Consider the following 21,977-nt stretch of genomic DNA (forward strand, 5'->3'; position numbering starts at 1 on the left):
CATGACCACGCCGCGGCGCACCGACAGGTCGCTGTCCTCCAGCGAGCACGCGACGCTCACCGAGACGGCGACGGCGCACAACTACGCCCCGCTGCCGGTGGTGGTGGCCGAGGCGCGCGGGGCGTGGGTGACCGACGTCGACGGCCGTCGCTACCTCGACTGCCTGGCCGGGTACTCCGCCCTGAACTTCGGCCACGGGCACCCGGTCCTGCTCCGGGCGGCCCGCGAGCAGCTCGAGCGGGTCACGCTCACCAGCCGCGCGTTCTACAACGACCGGCTCGGCCCCTTCGCCCGCGACCTGGCCGCGCTGGCCGGGATGGAGCGCGTGCTCCCGATGAACACCGGGGCGGAGGCGGTGGAGACGGGGATCAAGGTCGCCCGGCGCTGGGGCTACCGGGTCAAGGGCGTCCCCGCCGACCGGGCGCAGATCGTCGTCGCGGCGGGCAACTTCCACGGCCGCACCACCACGATCGTCAGCTTCTCCACCGACGCCTCGGCGCGCGAGGGCTTCGGCCCCTTCACCCCCGGCTTCACCGTGGTGCCCTACGGCGACGCCGACGCGCTGCGGGCCGCCCTCACGCCCGAGACGGTCGCGGTGCTGCTCGAGCCGGTGCAGGGGGAGGCCGGCGTGGTCGTGCCGCCGCCCGGCTACCTCGCGGCGGTCCGGCAGGCGTGCACCGACGCCGGGGTGCTGTTCATCGCCGACGAGGTGCAGTCCGGGCTGGGCCGGACGGGGGCCACCTTCGCCTGCGAGCTCGAGGGCGTCGTCCCCGACGTCTACCTGCTGGGCAAGGCCCTGGGCGGCGGCATCGTCCCGGTGTCGGCGGTGGTGTCCACCTCCGCGGTCCTCGACGTCCTCACCCCCGGCAGCCACGGGTCGACGTTCGGCGGCAACCCGCTCGCGGCGGCGATCGGGCACGCCGTGGTGGGGCTGCTGGAGACCGGCGAGTACCAGGAGCGCGCGGCCAAGCTCGGCGTGCAGCTGCGCGACCGGCTCGACGACCTGGTCGGGCACGGCGTCCAGGCGGTGCGGACGCGCGGGCTGTGGGCCGGGATCGACGTCGACCCCGCCCTGATGACCGGGCGCGCCGCGTGCGAGCGGCTGGCCGCGCGCGGCGTCCTGGTCAAGGACGCCCACGGGCAGACCATCCGGCTGTCCCCGCCGCTGGTCGTCGAGCCCGCCGACGTCGACCGGGCCGTGGACGCGCTGGCCGCGGTCCTCGGGGAGGCGGCGCGCTGACCCGGGCGCCGCGCACGCCGGAGGACACACCCGGTCGGTCGATTGACACTCGATAGGTAGTTCTCGACACTCGATGCGTGACGACGACGCGCCGGGTGGTCGGCCCGCTCAGGTTCCTGCTCGCGGTGGCGTTCGCCGCCCTGGTGCTGGCACAGGTGCTCTTCCTGCCGGCGCTGTCCCGGGCGATGGCGGAGGACTCGCCGGAGCTGGCGCACCTGCGGTGGCCGACGCTCGTGGTCGCGGTCCTGGGGCTGGGCTGCGTCCAGGTCGTCATCGTGTGCACCTGGAAGCTGCTCACCCTGGTCGAGGACGACCGCATCTTCAGTGCGGCGTCCATGGTCTGGGTGGACGCGATCGTGGCGGCGATCGCCGCCGCGGAGCTCCTCCTGCTCGGCACGTTCGTCTGGTCCCTCGTGGCCGTGGGCCTCCCGGGCCCGCCGGTCGTGCTCCTGCTGGTGCTGGTGGCCGGGGCCGTGGTCGGGCTGCTCGTGGTGGTGATGCGGGCGCTGCTGCGCCAGGCCACGACGCTGCGGACGGACATGGAAGCGGTCATCTGATGCCGATCGTCGTGCGCATCGACGTCGAGCTGGCCAAGCGCAAGATGAGCGTGGGGGAGTTCGCCGACCGGGTCGGGCTCACGCCGGCGAACGTCGCGGTGCTGAAGAACGGCCGGGCCAAGGCCGTCCGGTTCAGCACGCTGGAGGCCATGTGCCGGGTGCTCGGCTGCCAGCCCGGCGACCTGCTCGAGTGGGTCCCCGACGAGCACGAGGCCCCGCACGCCGCCCACGGGGCCCGCCGGTGAGGGACGACGCCGACGTCCTCGTCGTGGGGGCCGGCCTGGCCGGGCTGCACACGGCCACGCTGCTCGCCCGCCAGGGGCACGAGGTGCTCCTGGCCGAACGGCGACCCGGGCTCACCGGCGCGATCCGGACCACGGGGATCTTCGTCCGCAAGACGCTCGACGACTTCCCGCTGCCCCCGGAGCACCTCGGCCCGCCGATCCGGCGCGTGGTCCTCCACCCCCCGGGACGCGGCCGTCCGGTGACCCTGGAGAGCGAGCGCGACGAGTACCGCGTGGGCGACATGGGCCCGCTGTACGCGGCGGCGGCCCGCGCCGCGGCCGACACCGGCGTCCGCATGGCGCTGGGCACCCGCTACGAGGGACGGCGGGACGGCGCGCACCTCCTGACCGGCCCGGACGGGCCGACCCGGGTGCGGGCGCGGTTCGTCGTCGGCGCGGACGGCGCCCGCTCGCGCGTGGCCCGCGACCTCGGGCTGGACCGCAACCGGCACCTGCTGGTCGGCGCCGAGGAGGTCTTCGCGATCCCGCGCGGCACGGCGCCGCCCACGTTCCACTGCGTGCTCGACCCCTCCCTGGCGCCCGGCTACCTGGCCTGGGTGGTCAACGACGGGCGGCACGCCCACGTCGGCGTCGCCGGCTACGCCGACCGCTTCCCCGACGGCATGCGACGGGCGCTGGACCGGTTCGGCGCCTCGGCGCCCGGGCTGCCCGACGCCGACCGTCCCGGGGAGGTCGAGCGGCGGGGCGGCCCGATCCCCGTCGGGGGCCTGCTGCGCCGGATCAGCGGTCCCGGCGGGCTGCTCGTCGGGGACGCGGCGGGTGCGGTCTCCCCGCTCACCGCCGGCGGCCTCGACCCGTGCCTGCGCCTGTCGGTGCACGCGGCCGACGTCCTCGACGACGCGCTGCGCAGCGGGCGGCCGGACGCGCTCGAGCGGTACGACGGTGCCGCGCTGCGCGCCCGCTTCCGGGGGCGGCTCGCGCTGCGCAGGGGACTGGCCCAGGTGCGCACGCCGGCCGTCGCCGCGGCCGCGTTCACCCTGCTGCGCACGCCGGTCGGGCGCGCGGCGGCCCGCCGCATCCTCTTCGGCGACCGGTCCTTCCCCGCTCCCTGACCGCCCGGCCGGGTCGGCGCTCGGCGGAGTCCACGGCAGCGGGCTGGAGGCGCCGGGGGTGGGGTCAGCGGTCCGGGTCGTTGGCGGTCACGCAGAAGGGCAGGCCGGCCGGGTCCTCCAGGGCGACGAACCCGTTGCCGGGCCAGAGCTCCCGCGCGCCCAGCGCCCGTACCCGGGCCACCTCGGCCGCCAGGTCGTCGCTGCCGAGGTCGAGGTGGGCGCGGGCCCGCAGAGCCCCGTCGTCGTCGCCGAGCCGCTGCACGAGCAGCTGCACCGGGCTCTCGGCACGGTGCACCAGGCGGGCGAACTCCGGGTCCTCGACCGGCTCGTCGGCCCAGCCCGTCGCCGACCGCCAGAACGCCAGCTCGGCGTCGTACCGCTCCGCGGGGACGTCGACGCAGAGCTGCACCAGCCGGCTGCGGTGCCCGCCCGGCCATGCCGTGGCGGCGGGCCGCTGGTGCGGTGAGGACTCGGCGCACACGCAGAAGGGCAGCCCGGCCGGGGAGGTCATGACCTGCCACCCGTCCCCGGGGTGTCCGCGGGCCGCACCGAGCCGCTCGAGGCGGGCGGGGTCGACGTCGAGGTCGCCCAGCAGGTCCAGGTGCACCCGCGGCGCGCCGTCGATGGTCTGCACGTGCAGGTAGGGGGTGCCGGTCGGCGGCGTGAGCGAGGTGAACTCGGGGTGGCCGGGCCACGCCCCGCCCGGGGGCCAGCCGGTCACCGCCGACCAGAACGCCCGCGTTCCCTCGACGTGCCGGGCGGGCACGTCGACGAAGGCGTGCACCCACGCCACCGGTGTCGGCACGAGGGCGAGGTTGGCACATCCGCCGCCGTCGGCACAGCGTGGCGGTGCCGGGTGGCGGGGCGATCCGGAGACCGCGCCGGAGCATGACGCCGGCCCGGGGGACGCGGCCGTACCCCGCGCGGTGTGCGGGGCCTCACCGCGGCGATCCGCCGGCAGGGCCCGGCGCGCTCATACGGTGGAGACGACGCGCCGGGACGCCGGCCCGCGGCTCGGGCGCCCATCCCCGAGACCCGACACAGCGGGACGACCGCGTCCCGCGAGACCGAGGACAGCGACATGCCCCACCCCTCCGCCTCCGACGCAGCACGGCGGACCCGCCGCCTGGTGCGCGGCCTGGTCCGCGCGCCCCGCGGGAGCGCCCGCCCCGCGGCCGTCGTCCGGTGGGTGGGGCAGCTGGGGCTCCTGGACTCCTGGTCCCCGGGCAGCCACCGCCTGGGCTCTCCCGCGGCCGCGCGCCGGCAGCTGCGCGACGAGTGGACCCGCTCCGGGGACCTCACCGAGACCCAGGTCCGCGCTCTGCTGACCCTCGACGAGGCGACGCCCTGGCAGGTCTGACCCTCGTCCCCACGCCGACGCACGTCCCGTGCCGTGGACGTCCCTGTCCACGGAACGGCGTCGTTCTGCGGAGCTGCTCGCCATCCCCCATCATTCGTTGCTGACGCCTGGACCCAACCGTCCCGCAGAGCGCGAGGGAGCGGACATGGCACACGGACCCGCCGCCGAGGGCGGCCACCTCCAGAAGGGCCTCAAGCAGCGCCACCTCACGATGATCGCCATCGGCGGCGTCATCGGCGCGGGCCTGTTCGTCGGCTCCGGCGCGGTCATCGGGAGGGTGGGCCCCGCCGCCTTCCTCACCTACGCGATCACCGGTGTCCTGATCGTCATGGTCATGCGGATGCTCGGCGAGATGGCGGTCGCCAACCCGTCGACGGGGTCCTTCGCGGACTACGCGCGGCAGTCGCTCGGCGGCTGGGCGGGCTTCAGCGTGGGCTGGCTGTACTGGTACTTCTGGGTCATCGTCGTCGGCTTCGAGGCCGTGGCCGGGGCGGAGATCCTGCAGCGCTGGCTGCCCGGCGTACCGCTGTGGGTCATGGCGCTCGTCCTGATGCTGCTGATGACGGCGACCAACCTCTTCTCGGTGGCCTCCTACGGCGAGTTCGAGTACTGGTTCGCCGGGGTCAAGGTCCTCACGATCATGGCCTTCATCGCCCTGGGCACGCTCTTCGTCCTGGGGCTGTGGCCGGGCCGCGACCTGGACTTCTCCAACCTCACCGCGAACGGCGGGTTCCTCCCCAACGGCGTCGGCGCGCTCTTCTCGGGCATCGTCATCGTGATCTTCTCGATGGTCGGTGCGGAGATCGCCACCATCGCCGCGGCCGAGTCCGCCGAACCCGAGCGCGGGATCGCGAAGGCGACGAACTCCGTGGTCTTCCGGATCTCGATCTTCTACGTCGGCTCGATCTTCCTGCTGGCCACGATCCTGCCCTGGAACTCCACGGAGCTGGGTGACTCGCCGTACGTGGCCGCGATGGAGGAGATGGGGATCCCGGCGGCGGCCGAGATCATGAACGCGGTGGTGCTGACCGCCGTCCTGTCGTGCCTGAACTCCGGCCTCTACACCGCCTCGCGCATGCTCTTCGTGCTCGCCGCCCGGCACGAGGCCCCGGGCCGGATGCTCTCGATCAACAGGCGGGGGGTGCCCGCCTGGGCGATCCTGTCGTCCTCGGTGATCGGGTTCCTCTGCGTGGTCGCCGCCTACGTGTCCCCGGACACCGTGTTCCTGTTCCTGCTGAACTCCTCCGGCGCGATCATCCTGTTCGTCTACCTGCTGATCGCGCTCTCCGAGCTGCGGATGCGGCCGACGATCCCGCCGGAGCGGCTGCGGGTGAAGATGTGGTTCTACCCGGTCCTCACCCTGCTCACGGCGGCCGCGATCGTCGCGATCCTCGTGCAGATGTTCGTCGATCCGGACACCCGGTCGCAGCTCCTGCTCAGCCTGCTCGCCTGGGCACTCGTGCTGGTCGCCTACGCCGTCCGGCGCAGGGCGATCGGGGACGCCCACCTGACGGCGGAGGGGACCGCCGCCGAACAGCGTGCGGACCGGTGGATGCACGAGCACGGTGCCGTGGTCGACACCGAGGTGGACGCCGCCGTGGGGGAGGGGCGGCTCGACCCGAAGGTGGTCCGCCGGATGGACGAGGAGGGCTACCCGACCGAGGCCCCGTGACCGCGGGACCGGAGGTCAGTCGGCGGTCAAGGCCCGACGGCGGACGCGCTCGTCGTACCGGTCCCGCCGCGCACTGATCGGCCGGCCGAGGTACTCGCCCAACGTGACACCGGCGGCGAGGGCGAGCCCGATCGCCGCCGCCCCCACCAGCGCGGTCAGCCCACCCTCGATGTCGGCCTCGACGACGATCGCGAACAGCCCGCGGTAGATCGCCAGCCCCGGCAGCAGCGGGACGATCCCGCACACCGCGACGAGCTGCGGCGGGATCCGGAGCCGGTCGGTCAGCAGCTCCCCGCAGAACCCGAGGACGACGGCCGCCACCCCGCTGGCGAGCGCCGGCCCGGCACCCAGTCCGCCGGCCGCCCAGGACGTCGTCCACGCCAGGGCCCCGGCCACCGCGGCGAGGACGACGGCGCGCGGCCGGGCGTGGCAGGCCAGGGACCAGCCCCCGGCGATCCCGGTCGACGCGGCCAGCCCGACGGCGAAGGGCACGGTCGAGGGCGAGGCGTCGACGACGTCCATCGGGATCCCGGCCCGCTGGGCGACGTCCAGCACGCCGGCGATGCCCACGACGATGCCGGCGGTCAGCGTGACCACCTCGAAGGCCCGGGCGGCGGCGGTCACCGGGAAGCCGCTGATCGCGTCCTGGGCGGCGCCGACCAGGGACAGCCCGGCGAGGAGCACGACGATGCCGGCCGCGACGACCAGCGAGGTGCGCACGTCGACGTCCCAGGCGAGCAGGAGGACGGCGACGCCCGTCGCGAGCGCGGCCCCGGCCGCCTGCTGGAAGAACGAGGGCAGGCTGCGCCGGTTGAGCACGCGCAGCACCTGCTCGATCAGGGCGGTGGTCAGCGCCGCGATGAGGGCCTCCAGCCACCCGCCGCCGAGCAGGAACCCGACGGAACCGGCGACGCCGGCCCAGCCCAGCGCGCTCACGGTGCGGCGGTAGGTGGAGGGTGCCGACACGATGCCATCGAGCCTGCGGTGCGCCTCCTCGACGTCCAGGCCGCCCCCGCCGACCGCGCGGGCCAGCGCGGTGATCCCCTGCAGGCGGGTGTAGTCCGTCCGGCTCGTGCGCACGGTCCGCATCGCGGTGAGCGGCACCGCGTCCTCGCGGTCGTAGCTGACCGTGATCGACGTGAAGGTCACGTCGACCTGGCAGTGCGCCAGCCCGTAGCCGGCGGCCACCCGCAGCACCGTCGCGGTCACGTCGGCCGCGGAGGCCCCGACGGCCAGCATCGACGCCCCGATGCGCAGGGCCAGCCCCAGCGCGGCGTGCGCGGTGAGGTCGTCCATCCCGCCGCGCTGCGCCCGCAGGCCGATCGGCGCGGTCGGTGGGGAGTTCCCCGCGATGGCCTGCCAGGCCCGCTCCGGCATGCGTGCGTACGTCGAGAGCCGGGACCGGGCGCGGGTGGACACGCTCCCAGGCTAGGTCGGCACCGCTCGAGGGGCGGGGGACGACCCTCGCCCCGTCCGCTCAGCCGTGGCGGCCGGGCGTCACCGAGGTCCGGACGGCGTCGATGACCGCGCGCACCCCCGGCTGCGGCGCGGGCTCCCGGCGGTGCGCCAGAACCATGGTCCGCTCCACCCGGTCGGTGAGGGGCACCGTGGCCAGACCCTCCCGGCGCAGCGCGAGCATCAGGTCCGTGACCGGCGCGACGCCGAGGCCGGCGGCGACCAGGGACAGCGTCGAGGCGGTGTCGGTCACGACGTGGTCGACGCGGGGCTCGACGTCCAGCCGGCGGCAGGCCAGGCGCACGGCACGGCCGTAGGAGCTCTGCTCCGGCGGCAGGATCCACGGCTCGTCGGCGAAGTCCCGCAGCGAGGCCGGGCCCTCCGGTGCCGTGCGGCCGGCGGCGGTGGCCATCGCGAACCGCTCGGTGCCGAGGACGAGCAGCGCCACGTCCCGAGCCCGCGGGATGGGTGCCTGCGGGTAGTCGACGCCGAAGGCGAGGTCGACGCGCCCGGCGGCCACGGCCGAGGTGGCGTCGTCCACGTCGACCTCCACCGACCGCAGGCGGACGCCGGGGCAGTGCTCGCGCACCCGCAGCAGGGCCCGCGGCAGCAGCGCGGCCGCCGTCCCGAAGACGCCGATGAGGACCTGCGCCCGCGGGCCCCCGGACAGGCCCGCCAGTGCGAGCTCGGTCTGCCGGGCCAGGGACAGCAGCCCCACGGCGTGGTCGGCGAGCAGCCGACCGGCGTCGGTGAGCTGCAGGCGGCGCCCGACCTGGGTGAACAACTCGGCCCGGACCGAGCGTCCGAGGGCGGCCATCTGCTGGGACACCGCACCGGTCGTGTAGCCGAGGGCCGCGGCGGCGGCCGTCATGCTGCCGGTCTCCCGGATCTCGACCAGGGTGCGCAGCTTGACCAGGTCGAGGCCGGTGTCCATGCAGGAACGCTAAACGGCGGGGTCGACGAACCGTGGCTGGTGCTGCACGTCGCGGGGCAGCATGATCGCAGCGCACCCGGCACTCGCCCCGCCTCGAGTGAGGACCGTGATGACCGCTCCCCGGCGCCCACCGCCGTCCTCGGCCTCGGTCGTCGTCATCGGCGGCGGCATCACCGGCCTCAGCTCGGCCCACGCCCTGGCGCGGGCCGGGGTGCGGGACGTCGTGCTGCTCGACGCCGGCGCCCTCGGGTCCGGCTCGACCTGCAGGGCGGCCGGCGGCGTCCGGGCGCAGTTCTCCGACCCCGTCAACATCGCCCTCGGCGCACGCAGCCTGGAGACCTTCCGCGACTTCCCCCGGCTGTTCGGTCAGGAGATCGACCTCCAGCAGGTCGGCTACCTCTTCCTGCTCGACACCCCGGACGACGTCGCCGCCTTCGAGGCCAACGTGGCGCTGCAGAACTCCCTCGGCGTCCCCAGTCGCGTGGTCGGCGTCGACGAGGCCCGGCGCCTGTCCCCGCTCATCGATCCCGAGGGCCTGCTCGCCGCGGCGTACTCGCCGACCGACGGCCACTGCACGCCGGAGTCCGTCGTCCTCGGCTATGCCTCGGCCGCCCGCCGGGCCGGCGCCACGCTGCTGCCGCACTGCCCGGTCACCGGGATCGACGTCCGGGACGGCCGGGTCAGCGGCGTGCGGACCGCGGCCGGGACGATCCGGACCGACGCGGTCGTCTGCGCCGCGGGAGCCTGGTCGGCCGAGGTCGGTTCCTGGGCGGGCGTCGACCTCCCGGTCACCCCGCTGCGGCGGCAGATCCTGGTCACCGAGCCGGTGCCCGGCCTCGACCCGCACACGCCCTTCACCATCGACTTCGCGACCAGCTTCTACTTCCACCGCGAGGGGCCCGGGCTGCTGCTGGGCATGTCCGACCCCGACGAGACCCCGGGCTTCGCGCTGTCCCGGTCCGAGGCCTGGCTGCCCCGTCTCGGGGCGGCGATCGAGCGGCGCGCGCCGGCGCTCGCCGAGGTCGGCGTCGCCGGCGGCTGGGCCGGGCTGTACGAGATGACCCCGGACCACAACGCCCTCATCGGCCGCGCCGACACGGTGGAGGGCTTCCTGTACGCGACCGGGTTCTCGGGGCACGGTTTCCTGATGGGGCCGGCCGTGGGCGAGGTCGTGCGCGACCTGTACCTGGGGCGGGAGCCCTTCGTCGACGTCTCCGGACTCAGCGCCGCACGCTTCACGGGCGCCGACGTCCGGCCCGAGCTGAACATCGTCTGAGAGAGGACCACCGTGCCCCCCACCATGGAAGGACCCCGTCCTCCCCACCCCTCGCAGGCTCGGGGCGGCGCCCTGGACGGGGCCGTGGCGGGACCCTGCACGGCAGCCATCGATCCGAGGAGCCGCACGTGACCGCCCTGCCCACCGCCGAGGACCTCAGCCGTTCGGCGCGGGAGGCCGCCGCCCGCTGCGGCGTCGACCTCGACGCCGTCGCCGGCGACCACCCGGTGACCTCCCCGGTCAACGGAGCACGGCTGGCCTCCGTCCGCTGGCAGGGCGCGGCCGACGTCCAGGACGCGGTCACCCGCGCCGGCCAGGCGTTCCAGGCGTGGCGGACGGTGCCCGCGCCGGTCCGCGGCGGGCTGGTGCGCCGCTTCGGCGAGCTGCTCCGCGAGCACAAGGCCGACCTCGGCACGCTGGTCAGCCTCGAGGTCGGCAAGATCACCTCCGAGGCCCGGGGCGAGGTCCAGGAGATGATCGACATCTGCGAGTTCGCCGTCGGGCTCTCGCGGCAGCTCTACGGGAAGACGATCAGCTCCGAGCGCCCCGGTCACCGGCTCATGGAGACCTGGCACCCCCTCGGCGTCGTCGGGGTCATCAGCGCCTTCAACTTCCCGGTCGCCGTCTGGTCCTGGAACACCGCGATCGCCCTCGTCTGCGGCGACCCGGTGGTCTGGAAGCCGTCGGAGCTCGCGCCGCTCTCGGCCCTCGCCTCGGCCGCCCTGCTCGACCGCGCGATCACCGAGACCGGCGCCCCCGCCGACCTGAGCCAGGTCGTCCTCGGCGGCGCCGACGTGGGGGAGGCGCTGGTGGACTCGCCGGGGGTGGCCCTGCTCAGCGCCACCGGGTCGACCCGCATGGGGCGGGCGGTCGGTCCGCGGGTGGCCGAGCGCTTCGGCCGCTCCCTGCTCGAGCTCGGCGGCAACAACGCCGCGATCGTGACGCCGTCGGCCGACCTGGACCTCACCACCCGCGGGGTCGTGTTCGCCGCCGCCGGCACGGCCGGGCAGCGGTGCACCACCATGCGCCGGGTCATCGCCCACGTCGACGTCGTCGACGAGCTCACCGACCGGCTGGCCGCCGCGTACCGCCGGCTGCCGATCGGCTCGCCGACCGAGGAGGGGACGCTGGTCGGCCCGCTCGTCCACGACGCCTCCTTCAAGGCGATGCAGGACGCGCTGGAGGCCGCGCGGCAGCAGGGCGGCGAGGTGGTCGTGGGCGGGGAGCGCCGGCTCGCCGACGAGGCGCCGGACGCCTACTACGTCGAACCGGCGATCGTGCGCATGCCGGGGCAGACCGACATCGTGCGGCAGGAGACCTTCGCGCCGATCCTCTACGTCCTGCCGTACCGGACGCTGGAGGAGGCGATCGCGCTCAACAACGACGTCCCGCAGGGCCTGTCGTCGAGCATCTTCACCTCCGACCAGGCCGAGGCCGAGCGCTTCCTCGCCGCCGACGGCTCCGACTGCGGCATCGCCAACGTCAACATCGGGACCTCCGGCGCCGAGATCGGCGGGGCCTTCGGCGGGGAGAAGCAGACCGGGGGCGGGCGGGAGTCCGGCTCGGACGCGTGGCGCAGCTACATGCGCCGCGCGACCAACACGATCAACTACTCCGGCGAGCTCCCCCTGGCGCAGGGGGTGAAGTTCACGGTCTGAAGCCCGCGAGGGGCGGGGAGGACGGGTCCCCGCTCAGCCGCCGGCGAGGACGCCGATCGCGCGACGGCCGAGGCTGCCCGCCACGTGGCGGCGCATCTGCTCCTCGGCGGCATCGGGGTCGCCGTCGAGGACGGCGGTCATCATCGCCGCGTGCTCGGCCTGCACCCGGGCGCGGTCGTCGGGGGAGTCCTCGCCCGCCTCGAGGGCCGCGCGGCGGTAGCGGTCGGCCTTGTCCCACAGGCCGTCGAGCAGGCCGATCAGCAGGTCGTTGTGGCTGGCCCGGTACAGCGCGGTGTGGAACGCGCGGTGCGCCTCGAGGGCGACCAGGCCGCTGCCGGCGTCCAGGGGCTCGAGCGACGCGGCCGCCGCGCGGATCCGGGCGGCGTCCCGCTCGTCGCGCCGCTCGGCGGCCAGCCGGACGGCGAGCGGGTCGAGCTGCTGGCGCACCTCGACCAGGCTGCGCGCCTCGGCGGCCGTGAGCGGGGCGACGCGGGCGTCCCGGTGCGCGCCGAGGAGGACCAGCCCCTCGGCGGAGAGCCGGCGCATGGCCTCGCGCAGCGGGGTGGTGCTGACGTCGAGCTCGGCCGCGAGGGCCTCCTGGTTGAGGACCGCGCCGTGGGGCAGGGCGCCGGACATGATCCGTTCGCGCACCTCGCTGTAGGCGTAGTCGGCCTTCGTGAACACCGGCGGAGCCACACGTCCCCCTCTCGTGGCGGCGGTGAGTCCACCGCTCCAGGCTGTAGCCTATAACCTGACCTGGGGAGGTGGGCATGGCCCGGAACGACAGCTTCGGTGCGCGGAAGGTCCTCGAGCTCGGTGGGGGGCAGTTCGAGACGTGGGCGGTGCACGCCGTCCCGGGCGCCGAGGACCTGCCGTTCTCGCTGAAGATCGTCCTCGAGAACCTGCTCCGGCACGAGGACGGCGTCACGGTCACCGCCGAGGACATCCAGGACCTGGCGTCCGGTGCGGGCCGGGGTCGCGAGGTGTCGTTCGCGCCGGCCCGCGTCTTCCTCCACGACACCAACGGCATCCCGGTCCTGGCAGACCTGGCGGCGATGCGCGAGGCGGTGCGCGACCTGGGCGGCGACCCCGCCGTCGTCGACCCGGTGATCCCGGCGGAGTTGACGGTGGACCACTCCGTGGTCACCGACGTCTCCGGGCGCCCGGACGCGATGGCGCTCAACGTGGCACGGGAGTACGCGCGCCACGAGGAGCGCTACCGCTTCCTCAAGTGGGGCCAGCAGCAGTTCCGCCGGCTGGCGGTCGTCCCGCCCGGCACCGGCATCATGCACCAGATCAACCTGGAGTACCTCGCCGACGTCGTCGTCCGGCGGGACGGGCGCGCCTTCCCGGACACGCTGGTCGGCACGGACTCGCACACCACCATGATCAACGGTCTGGGCGTGCTGGGCTGGGGCGTCGGTGGCATCGAGGCCGAGGCGGCGATGCTCGGCCTGCCGGTCAGCACCCTCGTCCCGCCGGTCGTGGGGCTGGAGCTCACCGGGGAGCGGCGTCCCGGGGTGACCGCGACGGACCTGGTGCTCACCATCGCCGAGCTGCTGCGGGCCCACGGCGTGGTCGGTCGGTTCGTGGAGTTCACCGGCCCCTCGGTCGGTGCCGTGCCGCTGGCCGACCGGGCCACCCTCGCCAACATGAGCCCGGAGTTCGGCTCGACCTGCGCGATCTTCCCGATCGACCGGGTCACCGTGGACTACCTGCGGTTCACCGGCCGGGACGCCGAGCACGTCGCGGCGGTCGAGCGCTACGCCAAGGAACAGGGTCTGTGGCACGACCCGGCGGCGCGGCCGCGCTTCGACGACCTCATCCGGCTGGACCTCTCGACCGTGGAGCCGTCCCTGGCCGGGCCGCGCCGCCCGCAGGACCGGATCCCGCTGGCCAGCTCGCGCAGCCGGTTCCGCGGTGCGCTCGCCGAGCTGCTGGCCGAGCGGACGCCGGAGGCCGCCGGCGACGCCGTGGACGAGGCCGGCGAGGAGTCCTTCCCGGCCAGCGACGCCCCGGCCCTGAGCCCGGAGGCCCGGGTGCACGAGGAGCCCGCGCTCGGACACGGAGCCGTGGCCATCGCGGCCATCACCTCCTGCACGAACACCTCCAACCCCTCCGTCATGGTCGCCGCGGGGCTGCTGGCCCGGAACGCGGTCGCCGCGGGGCTGGCGGCCAAGCCGTGGGTCAGGACCAGCCTGGCGCCGGGCTCGAAGGTCGTCACCGACTACCTGCGGCGCGCCGGCCTGGACGCCCCGCTCGAGCAGCTGGGCTTCCACACCGTCGGCTACGGGTGCATGACCTGCATCGGCAACTCCGGGCCGCTGACCCCGGAGGTGAGCCGGGCGGTCGCCGACCGCGACCTGCTGGTGGCCTCGGTGCTCTCCGGCAACCGCAACTTCGAGGGCCGAATCAACAACGACGTCGCCCTCAACTACCTGGCCTCGCCGCCGCTGGTCGTCGCCTACGCCCTCGCCGGCTCGATGGACGCCGACCTGCTGCACGAACCGCTCGGCGTCGACCCGGCGGGGCGCCCGGTGTACCTGGGCGACCTGTGGCCTCCGGACGCCGAGATCGAGCAGGTCGTCCGGGCCAACCTCGACCCCGCGATGTTCGCCGACCGCTACGCCGACGTCTTCACCGGCGAGGAGCGGTGGGCGCAGCTGCCGGCCGGGGGAGGGGCCACCTTCGACTGGGACCCCGACTCCACCTACGTGCGGCGTCCGCCGTTCCTGGACGGCCTGTCGCCGGTCCCCGAGCCGGTCGGCGACATCACCGGCGCCCGCGCCCTGGCCGTGCTCGGGGACTCCGTCACCACCGACCACATCTGCCCGGCCGGTCGCATCCCGGCCGACAGCCCGGCGGGGGAGTTCCTGCGGGCGCGGGGCGAGACGGACCTGAACACCTACGCGTCCCGGCGCGGCGACCACGAGGTGATGCTCCGCGGCGCCTTCGGCAACCAGCGGCTGCGCAACCGGCTGGCGCCGCACCGGCGCGGCGGCTGGACCCTCGACCATCTCGACGGCCGGGAGAAGCCGGTGTTCGAGGCGGCGGAGCACTCCCGCGCGGCGGGGACGCCGCTGGTCGTGCTGGCCGGCCGGGAGTACGGCACCGGGTCCTCCCGCGACTGGGCGGCCAAGGGGACGGCGCTGCTCGGGGTCCGGGCGGTCCTCGCCGAGAGCTTCGAGCGGATCCACCGGTCCAACCTCGTCGGGATGGGCGTCCTGCCGCTGCAGTTCCGCGCGGGGGACAGCGTGGAGAGCCTGGGCCTGACCGGGCGGGAGACCTTCGACATCACGGGGCTGGAGGGCCTGAGCGAGGGGGACCGGCCCGGGTGCGTGGTCGTCGAGGCCCGGTCCGACGACGGGAGCCGGGTGCGCTTCGCCGCCACCGTCCGGGTGGACACCGCACGGGAGGCGCGCTACCTGCGCCACGGCGGGATCCTGCCCTACGTCGCCCGCCGGCTCGCCGGGGTCGCGGACCCTGGGCCGCTCAGTCCGTCGCCCGCGGCACCGTGATCTTGTACTGGGCGATCTTCCGGTAGAGCGTGGCGCGGCCGATGCCGAGCTCCTCGGCGGCGCGGGTCACCGTGGTGTCCGGCCGGGTGAGGCACCGGATGATCTCGTCGCGCTCGAGCCGCTCCAGCCGGCTGAGCGGGCGGCTGCCGCCGTCGAGCACCTCCGGCGCCAGGTGGTGGACGTCGACGACGTCGGCGCGGGTCACGGCGTCGCGGACGACGCGGCGCAGCTGCCGGACGTTGCCCGGCCAGGCGTAGCCGGTCAGCGCGCGGGCCGCCCGCGGGGTGAACTCGACCGCGCGGTGCCGTTCCCGGCGGGCGCACCAGTGCGCGAGCGGCAGGACGTCGTCCGCCCGCAGCCGCAGCGGCGGGGCCTCGACGACGGCGTCGGCCAGCTGCACGAGCTGCTCGGGGATCGCGGCGAACTCGGGTGCGGCCAGCACGAACGGCTGGGCCGACCCGGCCCGCCGGACCGCGGTCAGGATCTGCGCCAGTTCGCCCGCCGCCCACGCCGGCAGGTGCTGCAGACCGGACACGATCACGCAGGTGTCCGCGTCGCGCAGCTCCGGCGTCCACAGCTCGAGCCAGGCCGCGACGTCGCCGGTCTCCGGGGCCCGCGCGTGCAGCAGCCGCTGTCGCGGGGTCAGCCGCCGGCGGGCGAGGGCGGCCAGCGTGGCCTTGCCCGCACCCGGCTCGCCCACGACCGCCGTCACCCGGCCGGCGGCGACGGCAGCCGCCGCCTGCTCCGTCGCGGCCCGCCAGCCCGCCGACACGCACGGGTCGCCGGCGTCCGGGGCGAGGTGGCTGCCGATGACGTGGAAGACCTCGCCGCGCGGCGCCGGCCGGACCGTCCGGCCACCGGCGCGCACGAGCATGAGCGCGCTGGTGGCGTTCGCCGCCGTCTGCGCCAGCCCCAGGAGCAGCCCGGAGGAGCTGCTCGACCAGGTCGTCAGGTTGATGCTGCCGGCCAGCTCGCCGGTGACCGGCTCGATCACCGGTGCCGCCGCGCAGGTGTAGCCGCGCAGGTCGGTGCAGTAGTGGTCCTCGGCGCGCACCAGCGAGGGCGCCCGGTCGGCGAGGGAGAGCCCCAGGCCGTTGGTGCCGGCGTTGCGCTCGCTGTAGGAGAAGCCCGGTGCCAGGTGCACCCGGTCCAGCGACCGCTGGATGTCGCGGTCGTCGCCGATCCGGGCCAGGACCAGTCCCTCGGAGTCGGCCACCATGAGGCTGACCGGCTCGTTGGGGATCGTGGCCTGCAGGTCGGTGAGCACCCGGTGCGCGCACTCGTAGAGCAGCGACCCGGTGTCCGGCGAGCCGCTGAAGACCGGGACCACCTCGTCCGGGGGGACGCCGTAGCCCTGGCTGCGTCGCCACGAGGCGCGCAGCCGCGGCGCCGCCGCCCGCCCGGCCAGGTCGGTGTCGGTCACCGGCCCGGTCGCGCGCGACACCTCGTCCCGGTGCACGTCCACGGGCACCTCCGCCGGCCGCGGGCGAGGGCTCACCCGCTGTGTCGTGTGTCACGGGACTGTACGCGTCGGTTCCGCCGGGCGGCGTCCCAAAGTGAGACAGCGACCGGCTCCGCAGCAGGTCGCCCGGTGCCTAGCGTCGTCGACCAGGGAGCGTGACCGCTCTCACAGTGAGCCGACGGAGGCCGGAGATGTACAGCAAGGACGGCGAGCAGTACTACGTCGTGGACTCCCACATCGCCCTGTGGGACGCGCGGCCGGAGAACCAGCGCAACATCCACGGCAAGCAGTTCATCGACTGCTTCTACGACTACCACCGCAACCTCAGCCCGGAGTCCGAGACCTGGGGCTACGAGGAGTACCTGTACCAGGGCGGCGAGCGGCTGATGCGCGACGTGTTCGTCGACGGCATCGTCGACCACGCGATCTTCCAGCCGGCCCGGCTGGCCGAGTTCTACCACCGGGGCTTCGGGCAGACCGAGGAGGCGTTCGCCCTCGCGCAGGCCCACCCGGACAAGCTGACCTACAACCACTACTGGGACCCGCGCGACGGCGAGAACGGCCTGGACGAGCTCCGCGCCAACGCCGAGCGCATGCAGCTCAAGGGCGTGAAGCTCTACACCGCCGACTGGCACGGCGAGTCCCGCGGCTGGAAGCTCACCGACCCGATGGCCTACCGCTACTTCGAGCTCTGTCGTGAGCTGGGCATCAGGAACATCCACATCCACAAGGGCCCGACGATCCGCCCGCTGGACCGCGACGCCTTCGACGTCGCCGACGTCGACCACGCGGCCTCGGACTTCACCGACCTGGACTTCGTGGTCGAGCACTGCGGGCTGCCGCGGCTGGAGGACTTCTGCTGGATCGCCACGCAGGAGCCGAACGTGTACGCCGGCCTGGCCGTCGCGATGCCGTTCATCCACACCCGGCCGCGCTACTTCGCGCAGATCATGGGCGAGCTCGTCTACTGGCTCGGCGAGGACCGCATCCTCTTCTCCAGCGACTACGCGCTGTGGACGCCCAAGTGGCTGGTCGAGCGCTTCGTGGACTTCCAGATCCCCGAGGACATGACCGAGTACGCCCCGCTGACCACCGCGGTGAAGAAGAAGGTGCTCGGCCTCAACGCGGCCAAGCTCTACGACCTGCCGGTGCCGGCCCACCTGCAGCTGCCCGACGCCGCCGAGACGGCCACTGGCCCGCGCGAGCCGGCCGCCGCCGACCTCGCCGGCGTCTGAGGAGGACGCCGATGACCGCCGTCCTCCCCGACCTGACCGTGACCGAGGCCGAGGTGCGCGCCGCGCTGGGCACCGTCGTCGACCCCGAGCTGGACGAGCCGATCACCGACGTCGGCTTCGTCCGCTCGGTGTCGGTCGAGGGCTCTGCCGTCTCGGGCTCTGCCGTCTCGGGCTCTGCCGTCTCGGGCGCTGCCGTCCCGGGCGCTGCCGTCGAGGTGCACCTGCGGCTGCCCACCTCCTTCTGCGCGCCGAACTTCGCCTGGCTGATGGTCTCCGACGCCCACGACGCGGTGTCCGCCGTCCCGGGGGTGGGGTCCGTGGTGGTCGAGCTCGACGACCACCACGACTCGGACCTGATCAACCGCGGCATGGCCGCCGGGCTGGGCTACCGGGGCACCTTCGGCCACGAGGCGGAGGAGTCGCTCGACGAGCTGCGGGCGACCTTCCAGCGCAAGGCGCACACCGCGGCGATGGAGCGGGCCGTCACCGCGCTGCTCCGCACCGACCCCGCGGTGGACGTCGCGGCGCTCACCCTCGGCGACCTGCCGGCGGGGGAGCACACCACCGACGCGCTGCTGCGCCGGCGGGCGACCCTCGGCCTGCCCGTGGACGACGCGGCCCCCGTGCTCGTGTACGACGACGGCACCCGCCCCGACCCCGCGCAGGCGGAGATGGTGCTGCGCCGGGCCCGCTCGGTGCGCATCTCCGTCGGCGGCAACGCGCACTTCTGCCGGGGTCTGCTCACCACCCGCTACCCCGGGTCGGAGGCCGACCAGACCCCCCGACCCGAGGACCGTCCCCTGCTCCCGCTCACCGTCTCGAAGGGAACCCGCCCGTGAAGGCCGTCCGCGTGCACGAGTACCACGCCGACCCCGTGGTCGACGACATCCCCGAACCGCAGATCCAGGGTCCGCTCGACGTCATCGTCAAGATCGGCGGCGCCGGGGTCTGCCGGACCGACCTGCACATCCTCGAGGGTCAGTGGGCCGACCTGCAGAACCCGGACCTCCCCTACGTGATCGGGCACGAGAACGCCGGGTGGGTGCACGCGGTCGGGGAGGGGGTCACCAACGTCGCCGTCGGTGACACCGTGATCCTGCACCCCCAGCCCAGCTGCGGCCTGTGCACGGCCTGCCGCGCCGGCCGGGACATGCAGTGCGAGAACGCCTTCTTCCCCGGGCTGTCGAACAACGACGGCGGCATGGCCGAGTACCTGCGCACCACCGCCCGTGCCTGCGTGAAGCTCGACCCGTCCACCAACCCCGCCGACGTCGCCGCGCTCGCGGACGCCGGCATCACCGCCTACCACGCCGTCCGCAAGGCCCTGCCGCTGCTGCACCCGGGCACGACGGCGGTCGTGCAGGGGGCCGGCGGTCTCGGCCACATCGGCGTCCAGTGCCTGGCCGCGCTGTCGGGCACCCGGATCGTCGTCGTCGACCGCAACCCCGACGCCCTGGAGCTCGCCCGGCAGATCGGCGCGGACCAGACCGTGGTCGCCGACGGCAACCAGGTGCAGGCGGTCCAGGACCTGACCGGCGGGGGCGCGGACGTCGTCTTCGACTTCGTCGCCGAGCAGGGCGCGGAGATGGACGGCTGGCACATGACCGGCCCGGCCGGCTCGTACTACGTCATCGGGTACGGCGGCGAGCTCCGGATCCCGACGCTGGACTTCGTCGCCGGGGAGAAGAACATCGTCGGCAACATCGTCGGCACCTACACCGACCTGGCCGAGCTGATGGTGCTCGCGCAGGCCGGGAAGGTCACCCTGCACACCCAGCAGTACCCGCTCGACCGGGCCGTGGACGCGCTCCGCGACCTCGACGCCGGGAAGGTCCGGGGCCGGGCGATCCTCGTCCCCTAGGAGAAGGGCCCCTCTGCCCGCCACCGCTCGCGCTCGCGCCAGGCCCCGTCCAGAGGCTCGCCGCGAGCGTGCGAGCGGTGAGGAGGACGGGGGTCCTCCTACCTGCAGCGGGGCCGTTCCAGCACCTCACCCGGCTCAGTGCGGCCCGGGTCCCTCCTCAGGGACCCGGGCCGCGCGGTGTCACGACAGGACGGGGAGCTCCAGCCACGCCGGGTGCGCGGCGTCGTGGCGCACCTCGAACCGGCAGGTGCGCCCGGCGGTGGCGGTCGCCAGCGGTTCGCCGGTCCCGTGGTTGCGGGCGTAGCGGGGGAAGGCGCCGCCGCTGACCTGGACCCGCAGCCGGTGCCCGGCCCGCACGCGGTAGGCGGTGGGGAAAAGCTCGACGTCGACGGCGAGGACGCCGTCGTCCCCGACGGTGACGTCGTCGGCCGGGACGGTGCGCGGGTCCAGCCCGCGGATGCCGTCGACGACGTTGCGGGAGACGCCGTCGGGGTCGACGTCGCACAGCCGCACCAACACGTCGGCGTGCTCCCGCTCCGGCTCCCGGGAGCGGGACGACGGCGCGCGAGGCCGGTGTCTCAGCGTGGCGGCGCAGGGGTCTCCGGCGCGCACCGGCGCGAGCGGGCCCGCTCGGCGACGCCGGCGTCGGTGCAGTAGCCGGTCCGCCGGCGCTTGAGGCACACCAACCCGAGCAGCCGGCCCTCGTCGTCCACCACCGCGAGCCGGCGCCGGCCGGTGCGCACGAGCAGCGCGTGCACGTCGGCGAGCGGGACGGCCGGTGCGACGGTCCGGCCGGTCAGCCGCGACAGCGGGAGCGCCGCCGCCGCGCCCGGCGCGGTGTCCGGCAGGTCATCGCGCAGCAGCGTGCCGCGGAGCACGCCGTCCTCGGTGAGCAGGACCATCACGACGTGGTCGTCGGCGAGGACCGCCCGGACGGCGGCGACCGAGGCGCCGGCGGGCAACGTCTTCGGCCGGCTGACCATCACGTCGGCGACGGTCGGGCCGGCCACCTCCGCCCCGTCCGCACAGGGCGCCGGGGCGACGTCCACCAGGTCCGCGTCCAGCGACCGCACCTCCCCAGGATCCTCCGCCGACCCCGGCATGGTGCCCCACCGGACCGCGTCCACTCGTTGCCGGCCGTCCCGGTCGGCCGTGCCGCTCCGCCCGCTCCCCGTCGGTCCGCCCTCGGCGCTGCTGCCGGAGCTCCCGCGGTCAGGCGCCGGTGCGACCGATCTCCGCGAAGGTGTCGGCCACCCAGTCGGCGACGAAGACGCTCACGTGCGGCAGGTGGTCCAGGCCGATGTGCTCGGTCGCGCCCTCCTCGGGCGTGAACACCCGCAGCTCCCGCTGGGGGGAGTTGACCGCCTGGTCGAAGGAGCGGTGCGCCATCTCCAGCGGGATCTGCCGGTCGTTCGCGCCGTGCGCGACCAGGAAGGGCACGGTGATCCGCTCGACGACGCCCTCGAGGGTCACTGCGTCGGCGAACTCGAGGAACTCGTCGAGGTCGGTGTGGCCCCACACCCACAGCACGTGCTCCCAGTAGTGCGGCACCGGGCGCTCGCCCTCGCGCTGCCGCCGCCGGCGCTGCACCGCACCCCAGTCGTGGTTGGCGCCCCAGGCCACGCAGAGGGCGAACCGCTCCTCGAACGCGGCCGCGCGCGGGGCGTAGTAGCCGCCCAGCGACCAGCCGACGATGCCGATGCGGGAGGCGTCCACGTCGGCCCGCTGCTCCAGCCAGTCGACGGCCGCGCCGGCCCACACCTCGGTGTCGATCCGCGCGGTCAGGCCCTGGAGGCGCAGGGCCTCGCCGGTGCCGGGCTGGTCGAGCATCAGGCAGGAGATGCCGCGGGCGGCCAGCTCCTCCCAGTGGCCCGAGGCGTACATGTGCTCCTTGGTGGAGTCCAGCCCGTTGACCAGCACGACCACCGGCGCGGGACCGTCGTCGGTGGCCGGCGCGGCGCTGAAGTAGGCCGGCAGCGTCGTCCCCTCGTAGGGGATCGTCACCCGGGACACCCGCGGGCTGTGCGTCTCGAACGCCTTCTGCGCGATCTCCAGCATCCGCCGGTAGGTCGGCACGCGGTTCGGGTCGGAGTGGGCGAGCATCCGCTCGGCCTGGGCCAGGTAGTTGCTGGCGCGGGACCACAGTTGACCGGCGGTGCGGGTGTGGCCGGCCTTCTCGGCCTGCTCGGCCTGGTCGACGAGCTGGTCGGTCAGCGCGGTCCAGGCGCGCAGGAAGTCCGGCGTCCCGGCGTCCTCACCGGCGTCAGCGGCGTCCTTGATCGGGCGGCACGCCCGGTCGACCTCGTCGATGAGCCCGCCGGAGTTCAGGGTCGCGACGACGCTGAGGTTCCAGGTGTAGGGGCCGGTGGGGAAGTACTCGAACACGGGGTTC

The 21,977-nt window shown here is 74.8% G+C and carries 20 protein-coding genes; 12 read left to right on the plus strand and 8 right to left on the minus strand.

Annotated elements, in window-relative coordinates; translation table 11 throughout:
• The first annotated feature begins 1 nt into the window (after position 1).
• The 4 genes from rocD (at position 2) to BLS21_RS03790 (ending at position 3,154) form a co-directional block, all read left to right on the plus strand.
• The gene (gene rocD / locus BLS21_RS03775; protein ID WP_091214058.1) at positions 2–1,240 is read left to right on the plus strand and encodes an ornithine--oxo-acid transaminase; all 1,239 of its coding nucleotides are present in this window, start codon (positions 2–4) and stop codon (positions 1,238–1,240) included.
• A gap of 77 nt (positions 1,241–1,317) precedes the next feature.
• Complete coding sequence (locus BLS21_RS03780) at positions 1,318–1,797, plus strand: DUF2975 domain-containing protein (protein ID WP_091214061.1); 480 nt, start codon at positions 1,318–1,320, stop codon at positions 1,795–1,797.
• Entirely contained in the window at positions 1,797–2,042 is a 246-nt protein-coding gene (locus tag BLS21_RS03785; protein WP_091214065.1) for a helix-turn-helix domain-containing protein, read from the plus strand. Before BLS21_RS03780 ends, BLS21_RS03785 begins: the two co-directional genes overlap by 1 nt.
• The gene (locus BLS21_RS03790; RefSeq protein WP_091214068.1) at positions 2,039–3,154 is read left to right on the plus strand and encodes an NAD(P)/FAD-dependent oxidoreductase; all 1,116 of its coding nucleotides are present in this window, start codon (positions 2,039–2,041) and stop codon (positions 3,152–3,154) included. Before BLS21_RS03785 ends, BLS21_RS03790 begins: the two co-directional genes overlap by 4 nt.
• A gap of 64 nt (positions 3,155–3,218) precedes the next feature.
• Here the strand turns inward: BLS21_RS03790 and BLS21_RS03795 are convergent, their stop codons facing one another.
• Positions 3,219–3,959 carry a VOC family protein gene (locus BLS21_RS03795; RefSeq protein WP_139177007.1) on the minus strand — a complete coding sequence of 247 codons (741 nt, stop codon included), beginning with the start codon at positions 3,957–3,959 and terminating at the stop codon, positions 3,219–3,221.
• Between the two features lie 276 nt (positions 3,960–4,235).
• Here BLS21_RS03795 and BLS21_RS03800 point away from each other — a divergent pair, with 276 nt between their 5' ends.
• Positions 4,236–4,514 (plus strand): hypothetical protein, encoded by a 279-nt coding sequence (locus BLS21_RS03800; protein ID WP_091214074.1) that lies wholly within the window; start codon positions 4,236–4,238, stop codon positions 4,512–4,514.
• A gap of 145 nt (positions 4,515–4,659) precedes the next feature.
• Positions 4,660–6,186, plus strand: a complete 1,527-nt coding sequence (locus tag BLS21_RS03805) for an amino acid permease (RefSeq protein WP_091214076.1) — start codon at positions 4,660–4,662, stop codon at positions 6,184–6,186.
• 15 nt (positions 6,187–6,201) lie between these two features.
• On the opposite strand, the gene BLS21_RS03810 is transcribed toward BLS21_RS03805, so the two are convergent.
• A complete protein-coding gene (locus BLS21_RS03810; protein ID WP_245700036.1) occupies positions 6,202–7,605 on the minus strand; it encodes a threonine/serine exporter family protein in 1,404 nt (467 codons plus the stop codon).
• 58 nt (positions 7,606–7,663) lie between these two features.
• Positions 7,664–8,575: a LysR family transcriptional regulator gene (locus BLS21_RS03815; protein ID WP_091214079.1), complete on the minus strand. Its 912-nt coding sequence runs from the start codon at positions 8,573–8,575 to the stop codon at positions 7,664–7,666.
• Between the two features lie 109 nt (positions 8,576–8,684).
• Here BLS21_RS03815 and BLS21_RS03820 point away from each other — a divergent pair, with 109 nt between their 5' ends.
• Both BLS21_RS03820 and amaB read left to right on the plus strand, forming a co-directional pair.
• Positions 8,685–9,851 (plus strand): NAD(P)/FAD-dependent oxidoreductase, encoded by a 1,167-nt coding sequence (locus BLS21_RS03820; RefSeq protein ID WP_091214081.1) that lies wholly within the window; start codon positions 8,685–8,687, stop codon positions 9,849–9,851.
• A 128-nt stretch (positions 9,852–9,979) separates the two neighbouring features.
• The gene (gene amaB / locus BLS21_RS03825; protein ID WP_091214084.1) at positions 9,980–11,509 is read left to right on the plus strand and encodes an L-piperidine-6-carboxylate dehydrogenase; all 1,530 of its coding nucleotides are present in this window, start codon (positions 9,980–9,982) and stop codon (positions 11,507–11,509) included.
• A gap of 33 nt (positions 11,510–11,542) precedes the next feature.
• On the opposite strand, the gene BLS21_RS03830 is transcribed toward amaB, so the two are convergent.
• Positions 11,543–12,205, minus strand: a complete 663-nt coding sequence (locus BLS21_RS03830) for a GntR family transcriptional regulator (RefSeq protein WP_245700037.1) — start codon at positions 12,203–12,205, stop codon at positions 11,543–11,545.
• A gap of 74 nt (positions 12,206–12,279) precedes the next feature.
• Here BLS21_RS03830 and acnA point away from each other — a divergent pair, with 74 nt between their 5' ends.
• Positions 12,280–15,027 (plus strand): aconitate hydratase AcnA, encoded by a 2,748-nt coding sequence (gene acnA / locus BLS21_RS03835; protein WP_091214087.1) that lies wholly within the window; start codon positions 12,280–12,282, stop codon positions 15,025–15,027.
• Here acnA and BLS21_RS03840 read toward each other — a convergent pair.
• On the minus strand, positions 15,002–16,492 hold the full coding sequence (locus tag BLS21_RS03840) for an AAA-type ATPase lid domain-containing protein (RefSeq protein ID WP_245700038.1): 1,491 nt from the start codon (positions 16,490–16,492) through the stop codon (positions 15,002–15,004). The two genes, acnA and BLS21_RS03840, sit on opposite strands and share 26 nt — an antisense overlap.
• 188 nt (positions 16,493–16,680) lie before the next feature.
• Between BLS21_RS03840 and BLS21_RS03845 the strand changes: the two genes are divergently transcribed.
• The 3 genes from BLS21_RS03845 to BLS21_RS03855 are packed head-to-tail and all read left to right on the plus strand — an operon-like array spanning position 16,681 to position 19,585.
• Positions 16,681–17,724: an amidohydrolase family protein gene (locus tag BLS21_RS03845; protein WP_091214090.1), complete on the plus strand. Its 1,044-nt coding sequence runs from the start codon at positions 16,681–16,683 to the stop codon at positions 17,722–17,724.
• 11 nt (positions 17,725–17,735) lie between these two features.
• A complete protein-coding gene (locus BLS21_RS03850; RefSeq protein WP_091214092.1) occupies positions 17,736–18,563 on the plus strand; it encodes an iron-sulfur cluster assembly protein in 828 nt (275 codons plus the stop codon).
• Positions 18,560–19,585, plus strand: a complete 1,026-nt coding sequence (locus tag BLS21_RS03855; protein ID WP_091214095.1) for an NAD(P)-dependent alcohol dehydrogenase — start codon at positions 18,560–18,562, stop codon at positions 19,583–19,585. The genes BLS21_RS03850 and BLS21_RS03855 overlap by 4 nt, the downstream gene beginning before the upstream one ends.
• Positions 19,586–19,765: 180 nt before the next feature.
• On the opposite strand, the gene BLS21_RS03860 is transcribed toward BLS21_RS03855, so the two are convergent.
• The 3 genes from BLS21_RS03860 to BLS21_RS03870 all read right to left on the minus strand — a co-directional run bounded on the left by BLS21_RS03860 (position 19,766) and on the right by BLS21_RS03870 (position 21,970).
• Entirely contained in the window at positions 19,766–20,266 is a 501-nt protein-coding gene (locus BLS21_RS03860; protein ID WP_091214098.1) for a CocE/NonD family hydrolase C-terminal non-catalytic domain-containing protein, read from the minus strand.
• Entirely contained in the window at positions 20,164–20,658 is a 495-nt protein-coding gene (locus BLS21_RS03865; RefSeq protein WP_175479406.1) for a CBS domain-containing protein, read from the minus strand. Before BLS21_RS03865 ends, BLS21_RS03860 begins: the two co-directional genes overlap by 103 nt.
• Positions 20,659–20,797: 139 nt before the next feature.
• Positions 20,798–21,970 carry an alpha/beta hydrolase family protein gene (locus tag BLS21_RS03870; RefSeq protein WP_091214103.1) on the minus strand — a complete coding sequence of 391 codons (1,173 nt, stop codon included), beginning with the start codon at positions 21,968–21,970 and terminating at the stop codon, positions 20,798–20,800.
• Positions 21,971–21,977: the final 7 nt, after the last annotated feature.

This window comes from Geodermatophilus siccatus, from assembly GCF_900103785.1.
In the GTDB taxonomy this organism is placed as follows: Bacteria; Actinomycetota; Actinomycetes; order Mycobacteriales; family Geodermatophilaceae; genus Geodermatophilus; species Geodermatophilus siccatus.

What these genes read in the sequence shown, in the direction of transcription:
- BLS21_RS03800 (WP_091214074.1), top strand. Translation starts at nt 4,236, where the DNA reads ATGCCCCACCCCTCCGCCTCCGACGCAGCACGGCGGACCCGCCGCCTG.
- acnA (WP_091214087.1), top strand. Translation starts at nt 12,280, where the DNA reads ATGGCCCGGAACGACAGCTTCGGTGCGCGGAAGGTCCTCGAGCTCGGT.
- BLS21_RS03815 (WP_091214079.1), bottom strand. Translation starts at nt 8,575, where the DNA reads ATGGACACCGGCCTCGACCTGGTCAAGCTGCGCACCCTGGTCGAGATC.
- BLS21_RS03820 (WP_091214081.1), top strand. Translation starts at nt 8,685, where the DNA reads ATGACCGCTCCCCGGCGCCCACCGCCGTCCTCGGCCTCGGTCGTCGTC.
- BLS21_RS03845 (WP_091214090.1), top strand. Translation starts at nt 16,681, where the DNA reads ATGTACAGCAAGGACGGCGAGCAGTACTACGTCGTGGACTCCCACATC.
- rocD (WP_091214058.1), top strand. Translation starts at nt 2, where the DNA reads ATGACCACGCCGCGGCGCACCGACAGGTCGCTGTCCTCCAGCGAGCAC.
- BLS21_RS03850 (WP_091214092.1), top strand. Translation starts at nt 17,736, where the DNA reads ATGACCGCCGTCCTCCCCGACCTGACCGTGACCGAGGCCGAGGTGCGC.
- BLS21_RS03805 (WP_091214076.1), top strand. Translation starts at nt 4,660, where the DNA reads ATGGCACACGGACCCGCCGCCGAGGGCGGCCACCTCCAGAAGGGCCTC.
- BLS21_RS03785 (WP_091214065.1), top strand. Translation starts at nt 1,797, where the DNA reads ATGCCGATCGTCGTGCGCATCGACGTCGAGCTGGCCAAGCGCAAGATG.